At 44.0% G+C, this 19,028-nt stretch carries 15 protein-coding genes; 12 read left to right on the top strand and 3 right to left on the bottom strand.

Annotated features, from left to right (window positions below; all coding sequences use genetic code 11):
• Positions 1-18: 18 nt before the first annotated feature.
• Positions 19-1,077: a DUF4405 domain-containing protein gene (locus WC958_01225; GenBank protein ID MFA5628877.1), complete on the bottom strand. Its 1,059-nt coding sequence runs from the start codon at positions 1,075-1,077 to the stop codon at positions 19-21.
• Positions 1,078-1,657: 580 nt separating this feature from the next.
• Here WC958_01225 and WC958_01220 point away from each other — a divergent pair.
• The 4 genes from WC958_01220 to lepA all read left to right on the top strand — a co-directional run bounded on the left by WC958_01220 (position 1,658) and on the right by lepA (position 7,874).
• Positions 1,658-2,923: a DEAD/DEAH box helicase gene (locus WC958_01220; protein MFA5628876.1), complete on the top strand. Its 1,266-nt coding sequence runs from the start codon at positions 1,658-1,660 to the stop codon at positions 2,921-2,923.
• A gap of 91 nt (positions 2,924-3,014) precedes the next feature.
• The gene (gene typA, locus WC958_01215; GenBank protein ID MFA5628875.1) at positions 3,015-4,841 is read left to right on the top strand and encodes a translational GTPase TypA; all 1,827 of its coding nucleotides are present in this window, start codon (positions 3,015-3,017) and stop codon (positions 4,839-4,841) included.
• Between the two features lie 32 nt (positions 4,842-4,873).
• Positions 4,874-6,016: a radical SAM family heme chaperone HemW gene (hemW, locus tag WC958_01210; protein MFA5628874.1), complete on the top strand. Its 1,143-nt coding sequence runs from the start codon at positions 4,874-4,876 to the stop codon at positions 6,014-6,016.
• A gap of 34 nt (positions 6,017-6,050) precedes the next feature.
• Positions 6,051-7,874 (top strand): translation elongation factor 4, encoded by a 1,824-nt coding sequence (lepA, locus tag WC958_01205; protein ID MFA5628873.1) that lies wholly within the window; start codon positions 6,051-6,053, stop codon positions 7,872-7,874.
• Between the two features lie 116 nt (positions 7,875-7,990).
• Here the strand turns inward: lepA and WC958_01200 are convergent, their stop codons facing one another.
• Complete coding sequence (locus WC958_01200) at positions 7,991-9,376, bottom strand: PH domain-containing protein (GenBank protein ID MFA5628872.1); 1,386 nt, start codon at positions 9,374-9,376, stop codon at positions 7,991-7,993.
• On the bottom strand, positions 9,373-9,759 hold the full coding sequence (locus WC958_01195; protein MFA5628871.1) for a GntR family transcriptional regulator: 387 nt from the start codon (positions 9,757-9,759) through the stop codon (positions 9,373-9,375). Before WC958_01195 ends, WC958_01200 begins: the two co-directional genes overlap by 4 nt.
• 152 nt (positions 9,760-9,911) lie before the next feature.
• Between WC958_01195 and WC958_01190 the strand changes: the two genes are divergently transcribed.
• From WC958_01190 to argH, 8 genes are all read left to right on the top strand, one after another.
• The gene (locus WC958_01190) at positions 9,912-10,514 is read left to right on the top strand and encodes a CDP-alcohol phosphatidyltransferase family protein (protein MFA5628870.1); all 603 of its coding nucleotides are present in this window, start codon (positions 9,912-9,914) and stop codon (positions 10,512-10,514) included.
• Between the two features lie 183 nt (positions 10,515-10,697).
• The gene (locus WC958_01185; protein ID MFA5628869.1) at positions 10,698-12,026 is read left to right on the top strand and encodes a M20/M25/M40 family metallo-hydrolase; all 1,329 of its coding nucleotides are present in this window, start codon (positions 10,698-10,700) and stop codon (positions 12,024-12,026) included.
• A gap of 119 nt (positions 12,027-12,145) precedes the next feature.
• Positions 12,146-13,354 (top strand): bifunctional glutamate N-acetyltransferase/amino-acid acetyltransferase ArgJ, encoded by a 1,209-nt coding sequence (argJ, locus tag WC958_01180; protein MFA5628868.1) that lies wholly within the window; start codon positions 12,146-12,148, stop codon positions 13,352-13,354.
• A gap of 35 nt (positions 13,355-13,389) precedes the next feature.
• Positions 13,390-14,193: an acetylglutamate kinase gene (gene argB, locus WC958_01175; protein ID MFA5628867.1), complete on the top strand. Its 804-nt coding sequence runs from the start codon at positions 13,390-13,392 to the stop codon at positions 14,191-14,193.
• A gap of 10 nt (positions 14,194-14,203) precedes the next feature.
• Positions 14,204-15,394 (top strand): aspartate aminotransferase family protein, encoded by a 1,191-nt coding sequence (locus WC958_01170; protein ID MFA5628866.1) that lies wholly within the window; start codon positions 14,204-14,206, stop codon positions 15,392-15,394.
• Between the two features lie 38 nt (positions 15,395-15,432).
• Positions 15,433-16,326, top strand: coding sequence for a hypothetical protein (locus WC958_01165; GenBank protein MFA5628865.1), 894 nt, complete (start codon positions 15,433-15,435; stop codon positions 16,324-16,326).
• Positions 16,327-16,366: 40 nt separating this feature from the next.
• The gene (locus tag WC958_01160; GenBank protein MFA5628864.1) at positions 16,367-17,563 is read left to right on the top strand and encodes an argininosuccinate synthase; all 1,197 of its coding nucleotides are present in this window, start codon (positions 16,367-16,369) and stop codon (positions 17,561-17,563) included.
• Between the two features lie 57 nt (positions 17,564-17,620).
• Complete coding sequence (argH, locus tag WC958_01155) at positions 17,621-18,994, top strand: argininosuccinate lyase (protein MFA5628863.1); 1,374 nt, start codon at positions 17,621-17,623, stop codon at positions 18,992-18,994.
• Positions 18,995-19,028 lie beyond the last annotated feature (34 nt).

The raw sequence follows: 19,028 nt of genomic DNA, 5'->3' as shown, positions 1-19,028 counted from the left end.
CGGGAGGGTATTTAACTTTTAAAAGTCATTCAAACACTTCTTGCGACGGGAAAGAAAATAAAATACCGCCGACATTACAAATGGTATTGTAACCACCATTAATATCGAAAAGATGCCCCACCCGGTCTCTCGCCAAACACCGGCAATGCGCCATACCGTAATAATCGGATTATAAGCGTAAATAGCAACAATAGCTAATCCCATCGCAGCCAGAACACTGCCTCCAATATATTGCCACCTATGAGCAAGCAGCAAAGCGATAAACGGAACAGGGATTAAATACAGCATAAAATCAAATCTATGGAAATGATCAAGCCGAAAAGTAAACGCTAAAATTATAAAACAAATCGCTCCGAATAAACCAAGTAACAACCCGACTCGTTTCTGATAAGCACACACATCAAATTCATTCAATATACCATTAATTTCAAGGTTTTTTGATTTGGCTCCGTTTTGAGACTTATTGTTTTTCACCCTGCCTAATGTCACTTTGGTTACCCAATCCCAGTGAATAACAACATGAACGATAACCAGCGACAGCATCGCCACAGCTACCCAAGTATGCAGATCGCACCATTCATTGCGCTGTAACCCCCAAAATGTTGCACCGGTCCCGTTTAAAGTATCTAAAAGCTGCCCGTCGCCACGGCGCAAGACAACCCAAATTACAAAGCCCGAAAGTACTTCGAATACAGTAAATATAAATAAAAGAACATTCGTAACATAACGCTCAAGGACAGCCGTTTTCATGCCGACAATCTGGCCTTTCAATCTTTTAACCGATTCGATGTTCCAATCCCAATGCAGCAAAACATGGGCGAGAATCAAGATAATTGCAACAATCGCAACCCAGCTGTGAATATCCACCCAGTAGAATCTGCCGTATCCGAATACGGTATCCATATTGCCCGGACCACCCTGTCCGGTAAGCGCCCACCCACAGCCGCGTCCTCCCCTGCCGGTAGCAGCGGGTATCGCAAACCACAAAATATAACTGGTAAAAATAACCCCTATGGAACCGTATATGAGTAGGATATCCATTGCATAATTGTAGAAGTTACTGAAACGTATCTTCATATACACACCCCTTTAGGAACCTTTTTTATTGGTTTGCTCTCAGTATATTAATAAAAATTCAAAGGTTTAATTTATTGAATATCAATATAGCATAACCAAAAATAAAAGCAATCCCTTTTAAAAAACCCTGACGATTGAACGGCGAGAATATTATTTTCCTAAATAAAAATAAAGACTTTTGATATGTAATATATTTGTACAACAACCCCGAATAAGCTATAATTATGTAAATAGTTTTAGTTTAGGTTGCACGCATTTTTAAGCCTTCACTTAATATAAGCACCGTATGGCCCAAACTCCGACTAATATATTAAGGAAAAAGGATACAGATTATCTTCAAAAAACGGATATCGTTACACCGTAACCATAATTCAAGTTTAGCGGCTAACGTCAGGAGCATCCCCTTTTTGTAAGTTTCTCAAACCAAGTTAAGCCGGTGTCGCATGTTATCTTGCCGATAGTGCCTATTTGTTTAACGGCATCCAAATTATCCAAAATCAACACAAAAAAGAAAACATATAAACGTAGCCGGAAGCATATTTAAAAGCAACCGAGATTAGCGTTTATTTAAGGAGTTATAATGAATTTCAACGATTTCAATCTTCATCCCTCAATTATGGAGGGTGTTAATGCGCTCGGTTACCAAGAACCGACGCCGATTCAGGCAGAAGCAATCCCTTCTGCATTACAGGGAAACGATATTATCGGTCTGGCACAAACGGGAACCGGTAAAACCGCCGCGTTTGCCTTACCTATCCTGCAAAAATTGATGCAAGGCAAAAGAGGAAGGGTTAGGGCGCTTATATTATCGCCGACGCGTGAACTTGCAGAACAAACCTGCAATGCCATCAACAAACTCGGTAAAAAGACCGGAATCAGGAGCATAGCTGTCTACGGCGGCGTAGGCATAGTACAACAGATAAATAACTTGCACAACAAAGCAGAAATTGTTGTTGCATGCCCCGGGCGGCTTTTAGATCATATCTGGAGAAGCAGTATCGATTTAACTCATATCGAAATATTGGTAATTGACGAAGCAGACAGAATGCTGGATATGGGCTTTCTCCCCGATATAAAAAGCATCTTAAGTTGTATAATGCAGAAACGACAAACATTGCTCTTTTCGGCAACAATGCCAAAAGAAATTCGCGATTTAACCAAAGATATTCTGACCGACCCTACTTTTATCCAAATAGGGATAGCAGCGCCGGCAAAAACGGTAGCACATGCCCTGTACCCGGTAAAACAGCATCTTAAAACAGCATTGCTTCTGGAAATACTCTATCGGATTCAAAAAGAAACCGTAATCGTATTTACACGCACCAAATATCGTGCTGAAAAGATTGCAAACGAACTCAAGGATGCGGGGTTTAAAGCCGCCTCTTTGCACGGTAACCTCTCTCAGTTTAAACGCCAATCCGCATTGGACGGATTGCGCCGCGGTTCCGTTAAAGTATTGGTAGCCACCGATATCGCATCCCGCGGAATTGATATTTTAAGCATTACACACGTTATAAATTACGATGTTCCCGAATGCGCCGATGACTATATACACCGCATCGGCAGAACTGGCCGCATCAACAATAACGGGGATGCATGGACATTGGTAACCGGTGCGGATACTTCAATGGTACGTGATATTGAGAAAATACTTAAAGCCCCCATTGAAAGAAAAACCATTGATGGCTTTGATTATTCCGTACCGAATCCGGTAAGCGAAAAAACCCAATACCGCCAAAAACCCGCTAAAAACAACGAAAGAACGGGTAAAAAATCGGGGGGTAGAAATTTTTACAAAAAAAGAGAGACCAATAAGGGAAAATCCACGATTGTCAAAGCTGCCTAGTTGAACTATGTTATCTTGGCAAAATTTTTATATAATTTATTTATAAAGATATTTTCTAATCTGCTAACGGAGGCATTATTAACAAAAATATATGATTTACCGCAACGATATCAGAAATGTAGCCATTATTGCCCATGTCGACCATGGAAAAACCACTCTTGTGGATGCTTTGTTACGTCAGAGTAAAATCTTCCGTGAAAATCAAAATGTGGTTGACTGTGTAATGGACAGTAACGACCTTGAGCGCGAAAAGGGCATTACCATAATGGCCAAAAATACGGCGATTGATTACAAGGGCGTCAAGATTAACATTATAGACACCCCGGGGCATGCAGACTTCAGCGGAGAAGTAGAAAGGGTAATCAGCATGGCCGACGGTTGCGTGCTTTTGGTGGATTCCGTTGAAGGGCCGATGCCGCAAACAAAGTTTGTGCTTCAGCAAGCGATGTTAAAGGGGCTAAAGCCGATATTGGTCATTAATAAAATAGATAAAAAAGAGGCTCGCATTGAAGAGGTAATCAACTTAACTCACGATCTCTTTTTGGAATTGGCAACAAACACGGACCAGCTTGATTTTCCGATTCTTTACGCCAGCGGCAGAAACGGTATTGCCGTAACGGAACTCAAAGACGAAGGTAAAAACATTTTCCCCATTTTGGATTGTATTTTGGAGAAAGTACCGCCTCCCAAAATTGCCGAGGGCTCTTTCCAGATGTTGGTTACTAATCTTGATTACAACAGCCATAAAGGAAAAATTTCCATTGGCAGAATATGGCGGGGCAGCATTTCTCCGCGCGATCAAGTGGTATGTTTAAATGCCGACGGCAGCTCCAATCATTACCAGGTCGATGAAGTGTTTACGTATATGGGGCTGGGACGATTAAACGCAAATAAAGCCGAAGCCGGGGATATCGTTGCCATTACCGGTGTCGATAAGGTCAGTATCGGCGATACAATAGCCTTCCCCGCAGACCCAACGGCACTGCCCAGAATTGAAATCGGCGAACCGACAATAGAAATGACCTTTGGAGTTAATACTTCTCCGGTTGCCGGTCGTGAGGGGCAATACTGCACTACCCGACAAATCAGAGACAGGCTTTACAGGGAGCTCGAAAAGAACCTGAGTTTAAGGGTTCAGGATACAGACAGCACCGACACCTTTTTGGTTAAAGGCCGGGGGGAACTTCATTTGTCGATATTAATTGAAACAATGCGACGCGAAGGCTATGAATTTGAAATATCCAAGCCGGAGGCGATTACCAAGGTTATTGACGGCAAATTAACGGAGCCGATGGAGTCTTTAATAATTAATACCGCCGAAGAATATGTCGGCGTACTAACCGAGATGCTTAGTAACCGCCAGGCACAACTTACCGATATGTACAATAACGGTAAAGGCAATGTCCGTATTGAGTATAAAATACCGACCAAAGGCTTGATAGGGTTTCGCGGCCAATTCCTAACCGCAACACGCGGAGATGCCGTTATGAATACTATCTTCCTGGGCTACGAACCTTGGAAAGGTGCGCTTACTTCTTCACGCAATGGGGTGTTGGTGGCAACCGAACCCGGAGTGGCTCTGGCGTACGGCATTGCCAACGCACAAGAGCGCGGTGAAACGTTTATTGATCCCAATACAATGGTTTACGAGGGAATGATTGTCGGTATGCACCAACGAATGCAGGATATTCCGATTAATATCTGCAAGGAAAAGAAAAAAACGAATATCAGGTCGTCAACCTCAGATATTGCCGTTAAACTAACTCCGGCGATTAAATTCAGCCTCGAACAGGCAATAGATTTTATTAACGACGACGAGCTGGTTGAGATAACACCGAAAAATATCCGATTGCGTAAAAAATTATTGTCTTACAATCAGCGATTAAGAGATATTTCATCTCACCGCAAGGAAGATTAGCAGCGAATAGTAATTTTTTCGGCGGAGAAGATATGCCGGATATTAAAGCAATCTATGTGCATGTGCCGTTTTGTAAGCGCAAGTGTAAATATTGTACTTTCGCATCTTACTGCTTGAGGGAGAATGATATTCCGGCTTACCTAAACGGGGTCAAAAAAGAGCTGGAATTGCGTTCGGCCGGCGGTATTATCGATACCGTTTATTTCGGCGGAGGAACTCCCAGCTTGCTTTCGGTTGCGCAAATTGCGGGGATTCTCGATACTATTAAAAATAATTTTGATTTAAGACAAGATGCGGAAATAACCGTTGAGGTTAATCCGGGAACAGTTGATTTAAAATACCTTTCGGATTTAAATAAGGCCGGCATAAACCGACTGAGCTTGGGAGTACAAAGCTTTAACGATGCCGAATTGGAAATGCTGGGGCGCATTCATACAGCAAAGGAAGCCCTAAAAGTAATTGATGACGCTAACGGCGCGGGCTTTAGCAACTTAAATTTAGATTTAATTTACGGCCTGCCGGGGCAATCGCTCAAAAGTTGGGAGGGCAGTTTATTAAAAGCCTTAGAAACTAACCCCGCCCACCTTTCACTCTATGCGTTAACGCTTGAACCGGAAGATTTACTGTTTAAAGAAATAAATTCAGGCAAGTATCCGGAGATTTCCCCTGATACAGCCGCCGAGCAGTATGAACTGGCGGAAAAACTGCTTAAAAACCACGGGTATACCCATTATGAAATATCTAATTGGGCTAAGCCCGGTGCCGAATGCTGCCATAATCTGGTTTATTGGCAAGGCGGGAGATATTTGGGAATCGGGGTAGCGGCGCACTCTTTTATTGAAAACCGGCGGACTGCCAACACCGCTGATTTGGATCAATATTTGGATGCCCTATCTTGCGGAAAACCGCCGCCGCAGGAATTAAACGAAATTATACCCGTTGAAATTGATATAGCGGAATCCGTTATCCTTGGTTTAAGATTGTGCGGCGGAATTGATTTAAGCCATTTTCAAAAACGTTTCAACATCGATATAATGGAGTGGTACAAAGAGCCGATTGGAGAGCTTTTAAATATCGGCTTGATTGAAACGGACAAAAACTTGATTAGATTAACACCGCACGGGCGGTTACTCGGTAACGAAGTATTCTGGAGATTCCTACCGGATACGGTATAATAAACCAACACTGTCAGGAGAGAGAACCCTGTATATGAAACAACTTAGAAAACGTAATTTCTGCATTATTGCTCATATCGATCACGGTAAGTCAACACTTGCCGACCGCCTGATTCAACTTAGCGGAGCCTTAAAAGGCGATAAAATGGTTGATCAAATGATGGACAGTATGGAGCTGGAACGTGAGCGCGGAATTACAATCAAAGCCAAAGCCATTCGTCTTGAGTATCAGGCAAAAGACGGAATCACGTATGAATTAAATTTGATTGATACCCCGGGGCATGTTGATTTCGCCTATGAGGTTTCGAGAACTTTAGCGGCCTGCGAGGGGGCAATCCTTGTTATTGACGCCACCCAAGGCATTCAGGCTCAGACTATTTCAAACGTTTATTTCGCAATGGATCACAACCTGGAAATAATCCCGGTAATCAATAAAATAGATTTACCAAGCAGCGAAACGGAAAAAGTACTGGATGAAATCGACAGTATCCTCGGATATAAAAGCGATGAGGTTTTACAAATCAGCGCCAAAACGGGGCAAGGCGTCCCCGAACTGTTAGAAGCGATTATTAACAAAATTCCGCCGCCTAAAGGCGAGCTCGAACATCCCTTAAGGGCGCTTATATTTGATTCTCACTACGATTCTTATATGGGTGTTGTCGCCTATATCAGCGTTAACGACGGCAGCATCCGCAAAGGAGATAAGCTGCGGCTGATGGGGCAAGGCACTGAATTTGAAGTGGTAAACATTGGTTATTTTAACCCCAATTTTTACCCTACCGGAGAACTTTTGGCAGGGGATATCGGCTATATTGCTACCGGCCTTAAAAGTGTCGGGGATTGCCGTGTCGGCGATACAATTACTTCAATCGAAAACGGCGCCGACAAACCTCTAATCGGTTATAAAACAGCCAGACCTGTTGTTTTTACCGGGATTTATACCACCCAGCCCGAAGACCACGGACAGCTGCGTGAAGCAATCGAAAAACTGAGCTTAAACGATGCCTCCTTTACGTATGAACCGGAAAATAGCCCTGTTTTAGGAAACGGTTACCGTTGCGGCTTTCTGGGATTACTGCATATGGATATTGTTCAGGAAAGACTGGAAAGGGAGTTTGATCTTTCGCTGATTGTAACGGTACCCGGGGTTAAGCTAATGATAACACGTATGGACGGCAGCCAGGAGATGATTGTTAATCCGTCCGACCTCCCCGAACCGAGTGAACTGTTAAAGATAGAGGAACCGTGGGCCAAGATATCGGTAATTACCCCTTCCGCATTTATCGGTCCGATTATGGAATTGGTAACACAGTCGGAAGGTCTTTATAAACATACGGAATACATCGGGCACTCGCATTCACCCGACGCGCTCGGGCAAAGGGTAAGGCTCGAATATGAAATACCTTTGCGCTCAATGCTGACCACTTTTTACGACCAGTTAAAGAGCCACAGCAAAGGGTATGCGTCGCTTGACCATGAGGTAATCGGTTACCGTGAAACAAAATTAATTAAACTGGATATACTGGTAAACGGGGTTGTTGTAGATGCCTTTAGCCGTGTCGTGCCGCCCGAAAAGGCACACGAAATCGGGAAATCAATGGTTGAAAAACTCAAAGAAGTTATCCCGACGCAAATGTTTAAGGTCCCCTTGCAAGCCTCCGTAGGCAGCCGTATTGTTGCACGTGCCGACATCTCCGCCAAAAGGAAGGATGTACTTGCCAAATGTTACGGCGGTGATATTACCCGCAAACGCAAGCTCTTGGAAAAGCAAAAAGAAGGCAAGAAAAAGATGCGCAGTATCGGCAAGGTTGAAGTCCCCAAGGATGCCTTTATGAGCGTACTAAAAATGGAGCGCTAAAGTTTTAAAGAACCGCATTCCCAAAGCGTCTTCTTTTTATAAGAAGACGCTTTTTTGATTCAGGGCAAACCGATGAGGTTTTAGCTATCCTCATGCATAATCAATGTTTCTAAAAACTAATGCGCTTGCAAACCTTTTAAAAGATTAAAATATTCCAAGGTTTGATTTTCGCTCTTTCCGTTAATAAATATGTAGAGGTCTTCCAGCTGCACCACAATATAGGGCGCATCGCCGACAATATACAGCTTGGATTTACCGTAATCGTTAATATTAAAATTCCCCAGTAAATAGCGGTCCGTTGCAATCCCGTTTGTTCTGATACCGCGAGGCGGATCGTTTGTTATTGCAACGTCAATAATCTCAGAAGCATTAAATTCATAGCCGTACATCGGGGCTTGTATTACTATGCGGTTGTTATCGCTAACTATTCCCATTTCAATTTCCCCGAAATCGGCCCAAAGTAAAACACCGGTTACCCCAATTAATACCAAAGCCGAAAAAGCGAATGTTCCGTAAATAAAGGCCTTGCCTTTTTTAGTGGCTATATTAATGGTTTGTCCGTAACCGGAACGTTTTTCAACCATTGTTCTTTCGTCATAGGGGTTATTGTAAAAAAGGAATCCGTTTTCCCAGCCGCTGTCATCATCGACATAAAAGACATCGTTTTCCGCATTTTTTAATCTTTGTTGCGTTTGGGATGCCTTTTGATAAGAGGTAATAATAATTATTAGCCCCAATACGCTTGTTAGCAAAATGGCAATTATGACCGGTACGACATTCACATCGTACTGCATAATCAGAAAGCTCATAACGGCCAAAATAATTGCCTCCGAAAAAGCAAAAAGGAACCATCCGCGGCTAAGCGTGTTTTTACGAGAGGTATTGTAGGCCATATTTACACGGGTATCACGCGAAACGGAAAGGGTGCTTTCCCGGCGCACTAACGTGTATAACCATATTGAAATAAGCGAAGTAGTCAGAGAAACCACGCCAAGTGTTATCAGGATTAGATTGTTATCGCGTTCAAGGTAAGCAAATAAAAACGGCAAAAGGCTTAAAAGAACAGGGATAATAAACCATCTCCCCGATATTGGCATTGTATCCTTAAGCCGTGAAACCTCGGTATCAACGGTGATTATTCGGGCATTTTTAGCAAACCAGCGGTTATTTTGTTTTAGCACAATTAACTTATCGTGATAGACAATAAAGATGCGGTTTGCGGCGTAAAAAACAACGCCAATCCACACAAACATAAACAACATCGCCAGAGATACGTACGACAAAAGAAAAAACGGCGGAATGCCGATAACGGCGGCAATCAGTACCGCTTTGCGCAAAGCACTGCGGTAATCACCTGTTATTTTTTTAACTTCAATGTCGTTTAAAGCTTCATGCGGTAAAGATACGCCGATACGCACATTCGGTTGGGGGTTTGCTTGTGAAGCAAAATAAACGGAAACCAACACAATCGCCGCCGTAAAACCTAAAATCCAGCCTATCATAAATGTTTCTCCTTCAATTTATGGCTAAAAATTTTTTCGCACAGTTCAAAGAAGTCTGCTTTATCCATACCTCTGGCTTTTGATTCCGCTGCCAGTAAAAATAATTCCGCTTCCAGTTTTTCACAAAATTGTTGATTGGGGTCTAACTCTTTGCGAACTTTGGCCCCATGCCGCCGATCAATTTCGATAAACCCTTCATTTTTCAGAATTGTGTATGCCTTGGAGACCGTCATCATATTGATACCGATATCCTCGGCAAGCTGGCGTACAGTCGGTAAATCCTGCCCCGCTTTCAATTCGCCGCAGCCAATTCCCATTACAATTTGATTGCGCAGCTGCATATAAATCGGAACATCGCTTGACATATTTATTTGTAAAATCATTACATCGCCCCGATAATTAAGTATCACTAATAGTAATACAAATAATGCTTAATGTCAATAAAAGCAACGATATAATTAATATTGTAAAACTTAACTCAAATTATGCTATTATAGAAAATATTTCTTGGGACTTTTTTTGTAAGGAGTATGTTGTGAGCATAATAGCCGAACCGGAAATAAAGTTTAAACTGAATGTCCCCAACATCATCACCTCCTCCCGTATATTTCTGACCGTAGTTATTGTTGTTCTTTTGGCTATGGGCAGCGAAGCCCAAATTTTAGCAGCCGGTATAATCCTGATAATTGCCGCTTTAACCGATTTTTTGGACGGTAAATTAGCGCGCCACCTTAAACAAACAAGCCGATTCGGGTCTTTGTACGATATGGTAGCCGATCAAATTCTGTTTATGCCGACACTTATTTTGGCAATTGCAGCCGGATGTTTTGCCCGTACCGAGGGACTAATGCCGTGGAACCCGTACCTTTACGCCGTTCCGGCGCTGCTTGGCGGGGTTACGGTATTTATAGGGATAATTACCTATTTAATCAAACGCCGCAAAAAGGATTATGAATTCCCAACCCCCACAACGATTGCCAAGGTGAATTTCTGGTTTTGGTTGGCGCCGTTGATTGTGGCAATTTTAAATATCGGCCCCAACCTTTTTCTGGCGGTCTTGATGTATCTATCGTTAATATCCACTATTCTCGCTTTTTATTCATACCTTAAAAAGGGCAGCTACGTTTTTACGGACTAGTCAAAAAAATTATTAGGTTATGGCATATATCCGCTAACGGATAATATTGAGGCGGCGATTGTTTTATAAATCGTCGCCTCTTTTTAAATCGCTTGTATTAAAACCGTGGCTAAACTCCTTGCCCAAAACCCATATAGTGGTATAATAGACGCAACGGATTTTGCCGTAGCGAAAGGAGCCGATATGCCTTCAATCGACACTTCAATTTACAAACGCCCCGAAGAATTACTGCAAAACCTGATTCGTTTTAATACCACCAATCCCCCCGGTAACGAAGCGCCCTTAATCGAATATATCGATAAACTGTTTACCGCCGCCGGCTTTGAGACTATTACAGTTGCCAAAGACCCCGCCCGCCCCAACCTTCTAACACGTCTGAAAGGGAAAGGGAAGGCCTCGCCGCTGCTTTTATACGGGCATACCGATGTGGTAACCGCCGCCAACCAAAACTGGACCTATCCGCCGTTTGACGGGGAAATAGCCGACGGTTATATTTGGGGGCGCGGCGCCCTTGATATGAAATGCGGACTTGCAATGATGATTGCGGCGCTACTGAGAGCCAAGGCCGAAAATTTTAAACCCGCAGCGGATATTATCTTTTGTGCAATGGCCGATGAAGAAACCGGCGGATCTTACGGAGCGAAGTTTCTTGTTCGCGAGCATATGGACATTTTCAGAGATATTAAGTATGCCGTCAGCGAATTCGGCGGATATACCATGTATATTAACGGCAAAAAATTTTACCTTATTCAGGTCGCCGAAAAACACCACTGCACCGCCGAAATCACTTTTTACGGACCAAGCGGACACGGTTCGGTTCCGATGAAAAACAGCGCCATGTACAAAATGGGAAAGGCATTGGTTGCCCTTAACGATAAAAAATTGCCGGTTCATATTACCGCCGTAACAGAAAGAATGATAAATATTATCTCTGCGCATATTTCGGAGCCGGAAAGCACCTTTTTTAAAGAATTGCTTAATCCTCAAAAAACAGAGGCAATTCTTGAACAGATTAAAGACAAAACCGATAACTTTTTTGACCCGCTGCTGCATAACACCGTCAATGCGATTATGGTAAAAGGCGGGGAACGAATTAATGTTGTTCCCGGCGAGGTAACCCTTTATCTTGACGGACGGATTCTGCCGATTTTAAGCGATATAGACCTTAAAAACGAACTGACGGAAATTATCGGAAATGACTGCGATATTAAAATAACCAACTACGAACAAGCCAAAGCCGATGCCGATTTATCGTTATTCGAAATGCTTTCGGATATATTAAAAGAAAAAGAGCCCGATTGCATTCCGATTCCGATTATAATCAGCGCCAGTACCGACGCCCGTCTGCTGGCCAAACTGGGCATTCAAACATACGGGTTTTTACCGATTGATTTACCCGAAGGCTTTAGTTTTATGAACTACGTTCACGCCGCAGATGAAAAAATTCCCGTTGCGGCTATGTATTCGGGAACCGATGCCATGTACGAGGTAATCAAAAGGTACGGTAAATAATTTAATCTTATCACTTTTATTAATATTTTGGCCGCCTTCGAAAGAGTAACAACATTCCTATCGTAAGAATCGATTTTTTCGGTAGTTTGCAAACGGCGTTTATGATATAGTTTTATTCTATGAAAACAAAAATTGATTTTATAAAAAACGGAACAATTACTTCGGTAAAAGGTTTTACGGCCGGAGCGGTTAACGCCGGCATTAAAAAGATAGTTCCTAAGCCTGATTTGGGAATTCTTTACAGTAAATCCCCCTGCTCAGCGGCGGGTGTTTTTACAAAAAACCAAATCAAAGCGGCGCCGGTAATTGTTTCTCAAAGCCGCCTCCCGGCAAGTGATATTCATGTTATTGTCGCTAACAGCGGGAGCGCTAACGCCGTAACGGGTGAACAAGGCATGCAAGACGCCCTGGAAATGGCCGCTCTTGCCGCCGATAAGCTGGGGGTCTCCGCCAATTCGGCGCTTGTTGCCAGCACCGGTGTAATCGGCAGAAAACTGCCGATGGGGGTTATTAAAAAGGGAATCGGCGCTATCGAACTTTCCACGGAAGGCGGGCACGATTTTGCCAGAGCCATTATGACCACCGATACGGTTTCCAAAGAGGTTGCCGTTAGCGTTAATAACGGCAAGTTTACTATCGGAGGCGTTGCCAAGGGGTCGGGGATGATTCACCCCAATATGGGCACTTTACTTTGTTTTCTGGCAACCGACGCCCTGGTGGATAAAGAATTTTTAAGCGACGCGCTGCGTAAAGCCGCCGATATCTCTTTTAATATGATTTCCGTAGATACCGATACCAGTACCAACGATATGATGATTATTCTGGCAAACGGCTTAAAAGACAAAGAAAAGATTACATTTAATACAGAACTTGCCGTAGCGTTTCAACAGGCGTTAAACGAGGTTTGTATTTTCCTTGCCAAAGCTATTGCCGCCGACGGCGAAGGGGCAAGCAAGTTAATTGAAATGAACGTAACGGGTGCGGTTGATATTGAATCGGCACGGGAGTGTGCCCGAACGGTTATCGCTTCCCCGCTGGTAAAAACGGCAATCCACGGTTGCGACCCCAACTGGGGGCGGATTATTGCCGCCGCCGGCAGAAGCAGCGCCGAAGTGATTGAAGCAAAGATTGATTTATCCGTTTGCGGCATTAAACTGCTGGAACACGGTATAATCGTCGATACCGATTATCAAGCGGTATCCAAAGCAATGGAAGAGAAAACAGTTGTCATTGATTTAAATCTCAATTTGGGGGCTTTTGGAGCTACCGCTTGGGGCTGCGACCTAACAGCCGAATATGTTTCGATTAACGCCGACTACACCACTTAATATTATGTTAAGCTTCTGCGGAAAGGAGCATTAAATTGCACAATAAGCTTAGTAATAAAACAATTGTAATCAAACTCGGTGGGTCTTTATTTGATAGCAAAGATACCACCATCGAAGATATAATTTCTTTACAAAAAAAGGGCTATCCCATTGTAGTTATTCACGGGGGAGCAAATTTAGTTAACAAATGGTTAGAAAAACAGGCTATTGCTCCCCGCTTTCATAACGGAGAACGCGTTACCGGCAAGGACGAGTTGGATATGGTAACAGCGGTTATCGGCGGGCTTATCAACAAAGAGATTGTAGCTGCCGTTACCGCTCGCGGGGGGAGAGCCGTTGGAATCAGTTGTGTTGACGGCGCCTTGGTGGAAGCTAAAATCCGCAGTAAAGAAATGGGTTATGTCGGGAATCCGGTCAAAGTAAACCACGAAGTTTTAACGGCAATCCTCGGCGCCGGTTTTGTTCCCGTAATTTCCCCTATCAGCCTAAACTCAATCGAAAAAAATGCCGAGGATCCGCTTTTATTGAATGTTAACGGCGACACAATCGCAGGGGAAATTGCGGCCTCAATCGAAGCGGAAAAACTGATTTTTTTAACCGATGTTAACGGTATTCGGGATAACGAGGGCAATTATATGCCCCGCCTCAGTTTTTCCGAAGCAAAAGATTTAATAGATTCGGGGGTTGCCCGCGGGGGAATGATCCCCAAAATCAAGGCTTGTCTTAGGGCGCTTGAAAACCCTTTAGCCAAGTGCGCAATTATTGACGGCAACCGCCAAAATGCACTGCTTAAAGAAATTGAGGAAGGGGCAACAGGGACATTGATTTACAACCCGTAGGGAGATACAAATGACTGACTGGTTTGAATTAGAACGAAATTATTATATGCCCACCTTTAAACGTATACCGATAACGCTGGTTAAGGGTCAGGGTTGTCGGGTATGGGACGAAAACGGCAAAGAGTATTTGGATTTTGTTTCCGGCATTGCGGTAAACAGCCTGGGGCATTGCCATCCGGAAGTTGTAAAAACAATCGCTGAACAGGCTGGCACGTTAATCCATACTTCGAACCTCTATTACACCACCCCCCAGCTAAAACTGGCGCAAATACTGGTTGAAAACAGTTGCTTGGATAAGGTTTTTATCTGTAACAGCGGAACGGAAGCCACTGAAGGAGCCGTTAAACTGGCGCGGCGTTACGGGCATATTCATCTTAAAGGGGCCTATGAAGTTATTACCGGCACCGGCTCGTTCCACGGCAGAACACTGGCAATGGTTTCGGCAAGCGGGCAAATTAAGTTTCAAGAGCCTTATATCCCGATTCCATCCGGCTTTGTTAACGTGGAATACAACAACATTGAAGCCTTAAAAGCGGCAACCACCTCAAAAACATGCGCCGTAATGATGGAACCGATTCAGGGCGAAAGCGGGGTTCACGTACCGGATAGTGACTATCTAAAAAAAGTCAGGCAATGGTGCGATGAAAAGGGAATCCTTTTAATTTTGGATGAAATCCAGACGGGTGTCGGCAGGATGGGAAGTCTTTTTGCCTACCAGCAGTATGAAACCGAGCCGGATATTATGACACTTGCCAAAGGGCTTGCCGGCGGTTTCCCGATTGGTGCAATATTATGCAAAAACAGGGCCTCCGTATTTGCCGCAGGCGAACACGGCTCTACTTTCGGCGGTAACCCGCTGGCATGCGCTACCGGTTATACCGTCTTTAAAACAATTGTCGAAAATAATATCCCGGAACAAGTAAAGGTTAATGGCAGTTATCTAACCGAAAAGCTAAACGGGTTAAAGCAAAAATATAATTCCGTTTCGGAAGTAAGGGGCAGAGGCCTTTTACAAGCAATCGAATTTAATAACAAAAATGCCAATGCAGTTACGGAAGGCTGTTTAAAAAGAGGGCTTTTGGTTAATAAAATCGGGGATAATATTATCAGGTTAATGCCGCCGCTAATTATCGGCAAAGAAGAAATTGATACCGCAATCGCAATTTTGGATCAAGCGATATCGGATACCCGTGTTGATTAACAAGGTCTGCGGTCGGAATAAAAACGGTTAAAAAACTTATGCTTTCTAAGATTCGAAAAATACAAATCTCGGTTATTTTAGTCGTAGCCGTTTCGGCGGCAATCGTCCTTTTTACCCCGTCAACCGCCGTCCCGGCAAAAGCGGCCGAGATGGGACAAAACGAGATAATAACAACCGAAAATTTAAATAATATCCCGCAAAATATAATTGACGATGCCGTAAACAAAGCCGAAGCCCTGTTTCAAAACAGCGCGGAGAAATGTTCCGAATTCGCAAATCAGGCATTGGCGCTTTACGAAAAAGTAAAAGATATCGACGTTTTGGTTATCGTTAATTCGGGGGGGTGGGGCTGGTCCGCTATTATTGATTCGAACGAAAAGGAATTGGCGCCGGGAATTGACGGTATCCTGACGGGGCTGGGTAATACCACCCTTTGGATTGATTATTTCAGAACCGATAATTCTTTTTACGGGGCTCTCGGGGAGCTGATGATGATGGTCGGCGCCAACCCTATAAGGGCGCACGAACTGGCAGCAAAGGCATCTTTTTTAACCGATCACAACCCAGATCTTAAAATAGTTCTTTTGGGAATCAGTAACGGTTGTACAGTTTGTTCGGGAGCAATGCCGCTTTTAGCGGAAAACAAACGCGTTTACAGTATCCAACTGGGGCCGCCGGTCTGGAATAACAACAGCGACTTGGAAAGGGTCTTGCAGCTGCGGACTAACGGAGTAATTCCGGACTCTTTCAGTAACGGTGACCTTTTAACGATTTTACGGGCAAACCTTGAGGCTGCAGTCGGTATTGCCCCGGAATACGAGGGTGATATACTTTTATACATCGGCGCACCGGGACACGACTATAACTGGCAATACGAAGGGTTAAAACTGCAGATTGCGAACTTTTTAACCGAGTATTTTAAAGCAAATTAAGATATAATATCTACAATAGATTATCGGAGGAAGGCTTATTATGGCAGAAAAAGTGGTACTTGCTTACAGCGGCGGGCTGGATACTTCAGTGGCAGTTAAGTGGCTGCAAGAAGAATACGGATATGAAGTTATTGCTGTTACGATTGATGTCGGAAACGAAAAGGATTTTACGATTATCAAAAAGAAAGCGCTGGACGTGGGAGCAATTAAATCGTTTGTGGTGGATGCCAAAGACGAATTTGTTAACGACTATGTTTTCCCTGCCCTAAAGGCCAACGCCCTTTATGAAGAATGTTATCCGCTTGCGACCGCACTGGCACGCCCTTTAATTGCCAAAATTTTGGTGGATATTGCGCGTGACGAAGGCGCTAAGGCCATCGCACACGGTTGTACCGGTAAAGGCAACGACCAGGTCAGATTTGATGTTGGGATTAATACACTGGCGCCCCATTTAAAGATTGTCGGCCCCGCACGCGAATGGGGAATGACACGGGAAGAGCTGATTCAATATGCCCAAAAATACAATATCCCCCTGCCGATAACTTCAAAAAGCCCTTATTCAATAGATGAAAACTTATGGGGTAAAAGTACCGAATGCGGTGTTTTGGAAGACCCTTGGAACGAGCCGCCGGAGGATGCGCATACTTGGGTTAAGGCTGTCAGCGAAACCCCCGACGAAGCCGAATATATTGTAATAAGCTTTGAAAAAGGCCTGCCGGTATCGATTAACAATAACAAAATGGACGGTATTTCATTAATAAAGTTCTTAAACGAACTCGGCGGAAAGCACGGAATCGGGCGAATCGATATGCTGGAAAACAGGCTGGTCGGGATTAAATCCCGAGAAACCTATGAGGCCCCTGCTGCCAATATCTTGATTGCCGCCCATAAATCGCTTGAGACACTGACATTATCCAAGGCGCAGTACCGCTTCAAACAGATAGTTTCAAACGAGTTTGCCAACCTTGTTTACGAAGGGTTATGGTTTAGCGGACATCGTGAAAATCTTTCCGCTTATATCGATAGCACCCAACGGTTTGTTACCGGCGACGTTCGGCTCAAACTGCATAAGGGCAATTGCACCGTTGTCGGACGCAAATCGCCGTACTCGTTATACAGCCATAAGCTGGCAACCTATGATGAGGGCGATGAGTTTGACCAATCCTCGGCAATCGGCTTTATTAAGCTGTGGGGATTATCGGCAAAAATACAGGAACAAATCCAAAAGGAAGGCTAGCGGCCAAGAACCGTTAGCCGAACTAAACGGAATTATAACAATAAGCGAGGCATTTAAATGAGCCATATAAGAAGCCGTTTCGATAAAACGGCCGATGAACTTGTAGTGCAATATACTTCTTCATTGTCGTACGACCGGCGTTTATACATTTATGACATTAAGGGCAGTATCGCCCATGCGCGTATGCTTGCCAAACAAAATATTATTACCAAAAACGAAGCGGACGAGATTGAACGTGGGCTTAAAGCAGTTGCCGCAGAAATTGAGGACGGTAAGTTCGATTTTAAGCCGGAGTTGGAAGATATTCATATGGCCGTTGAGGCACGCCTTTTTGAGATTATCGGCGATGTTGCCGGCAAACTGCATACCGGACGCTCGCGTAACGATCAGGTAGCGTTGGATTTCAAACTTTATATCAAAGAAGCAATCAGCGAAACCCTAAGCGGAATAAGGTTAATCCAGCAAACCCTGATTAAAACAGCCGAGGCGAATATCGATGTTATTATGCCGGGCTATACTCACCTGCAACTGGCTCAGCCGGTTCTTTTGGCGCATCATTTACTGGCCTATTTTGAGATGTTTGAACGTGATTACGGCCGTTTTAAAGATTGTTTCAAACGCGCCGATGTTTTACCGCTCGGCAGCGGTTCACTGGCCGGAGTTACTTTTAATACCGACCGCGAATTTTTGGCCAAAGAACTCGGATTTAGCCGAGTCAGCCCAAACAGCATGGATGCCGTTTCGGATCGTGACTTTGCGCTTGAGTATATGGCAGCCGCCGCAATTTCCATGATGCATATTTCGCGAATTGCCGAAGAAATTGTGTTGTGGTCATCGGAAGAGTTTAAATTTATTGAACTTGATGATGCTTACGCTACCGGTTCGAGCCTAATGCCGCAAAAGAAAAACCCCGATGTTGCCGAACTCGGCAGAGGTAAAACCGGACGCGTTTACGGAAACTTGACCGCGCTTTTAGCCACCATGAAAGGCTTGCCGCTCACATATAACCGCGATTTGCAAGAAGATAAAGAAAAGGTATTCGATACCGTGGATACGCTGGTGTTAAGTTTAAAGGTTTTTAGCGGAATGCTGGATACATTAAAATTTAAACCGGAAACTATGCGCAAGGCTTCCGACCGCGGGTTTATCTTAGCAACGGACCTTGCCGATTATTTGGTGTTAAAGGGCGAGGCTTTCCGTAATGCTCACGGGATAATCGCTAAACTGGTAAGCTACGCAACCAAAAACAACAAAACGCTAAGCGACCTGACAGTTAGCGAATATAAACAATTTTCACCGCTTTTTGAAGATGATGTAAAAGATATCACCATTGAATCTTCGGTTGCAGCGCGCAACGTAACCGGGGGAACTTCACCCAAACAGGTGGAGGCAGCCTTAAAAACAGCCAAACAAATAGCCTGCAACCAATAACGATTGCAGGCTACCAATTAACCGATAAACGCCG

Source organism: Dehalococcoidales bacterium (assembly GCA_041656115.1).
Classification (GTDB): Bacteria; Chloroflexota; Dehalococcoidia; order Dehalococcoidales; family UBA5627; genus UBA5627.
Note: the sequence above shows the minus strand (reverse complement) of the source record. Positions and strands in the feature narration are given on the sequence as shown.

Excerpts from the sequence above, each read along its gene's own strand:
- WC958_01195 (MFA5628871.1), bottom strand. The coding sequence starts at position 9,759 with ATGATTTTACAAATAAATATGTCAAGCGATGTTCCGATTTATATGCAG.
- typA (MFA5628875.1), top strand. The coding sequence starts at position 3,015 with ATGATTTACCGCAACGATATCAGAAATGTAGCCATTATTGCCCATGTC.
- WC958_01170 (MFA5628866.1), top strand. The coding sequence starts at position 14,204 with ATGACTGACTGGTTTGAATTAGAACGAAATTATTATATGCCCACCTTT.
- WC958_01160 (MFA5628864.1), top strand. The coding sequence starts at position 16,367 with ATGGCAGAAAAAGTGGTACTTGCTTACAGCGGCGGGCTGGATACTTCA.
- WC958_01185 (MFA5628869.1), top strand. The coding sequence starts at position 10,698 with ATGCCTTCAATCGACACTTCAATTTACAAACGCCCCGAAGAATTACTG.
- argH (MFA5628863.1), top strand. The coding sequence starts at position 17,621 with ATGAGCCATATAAGAAGCCGTTTCGATAAAACGGCCGATGAACTTGTA.
- WC958_01220 (MFA5628876.1), top strand. The coding sequence starts at position 1,658 with ATGAATTTCAACGATTTCAATCTTCATCCCTCAATTATGGAGGGTGTT.
- WC958_01225 (MFA5628877.1), bottom strand. The coding sequence starts at position 1,077 with ATGAAGATACGTTTCAGTAACTTCTACAATTATGCAATGGATATCCTA.
- WC958_01200 (MFA5628872.1), bottom strand. The coding sequence starts at position 9,376 with ATGATAGGCTGGATTTTAGGTTTTACGGCGGCGATTGTGTTGGTTTCC.
- lepA (MFA5628873.1), top strand. The coding sequence starts at position 6,051 with ATGAAACAACTTAGAAAACGTAATTTCTGCATTATTGCTCATATCGAT.
- WC958_01165 (MFA5628865.1), top strand. The coding sequence starts at position 15,433 with ATGCTTTCTAAGATTCGAAAAATACAAATCTCGGTTATTTTAGTCGTA.
- argJ (MFA5628868.1), top strand. The coding sequence starts at position 12,146 with ATGAAAACAAAAATTGATTTTATAAAAAACGGAACAATTACTTCGGTA.
- hemW (MFA5628874.1), top strand. The coding sequence starts at position 4,874 with ATGCCGGATATTAAAGCAATCTATGTGCATGTGCCGTTTTGTAAGCGC.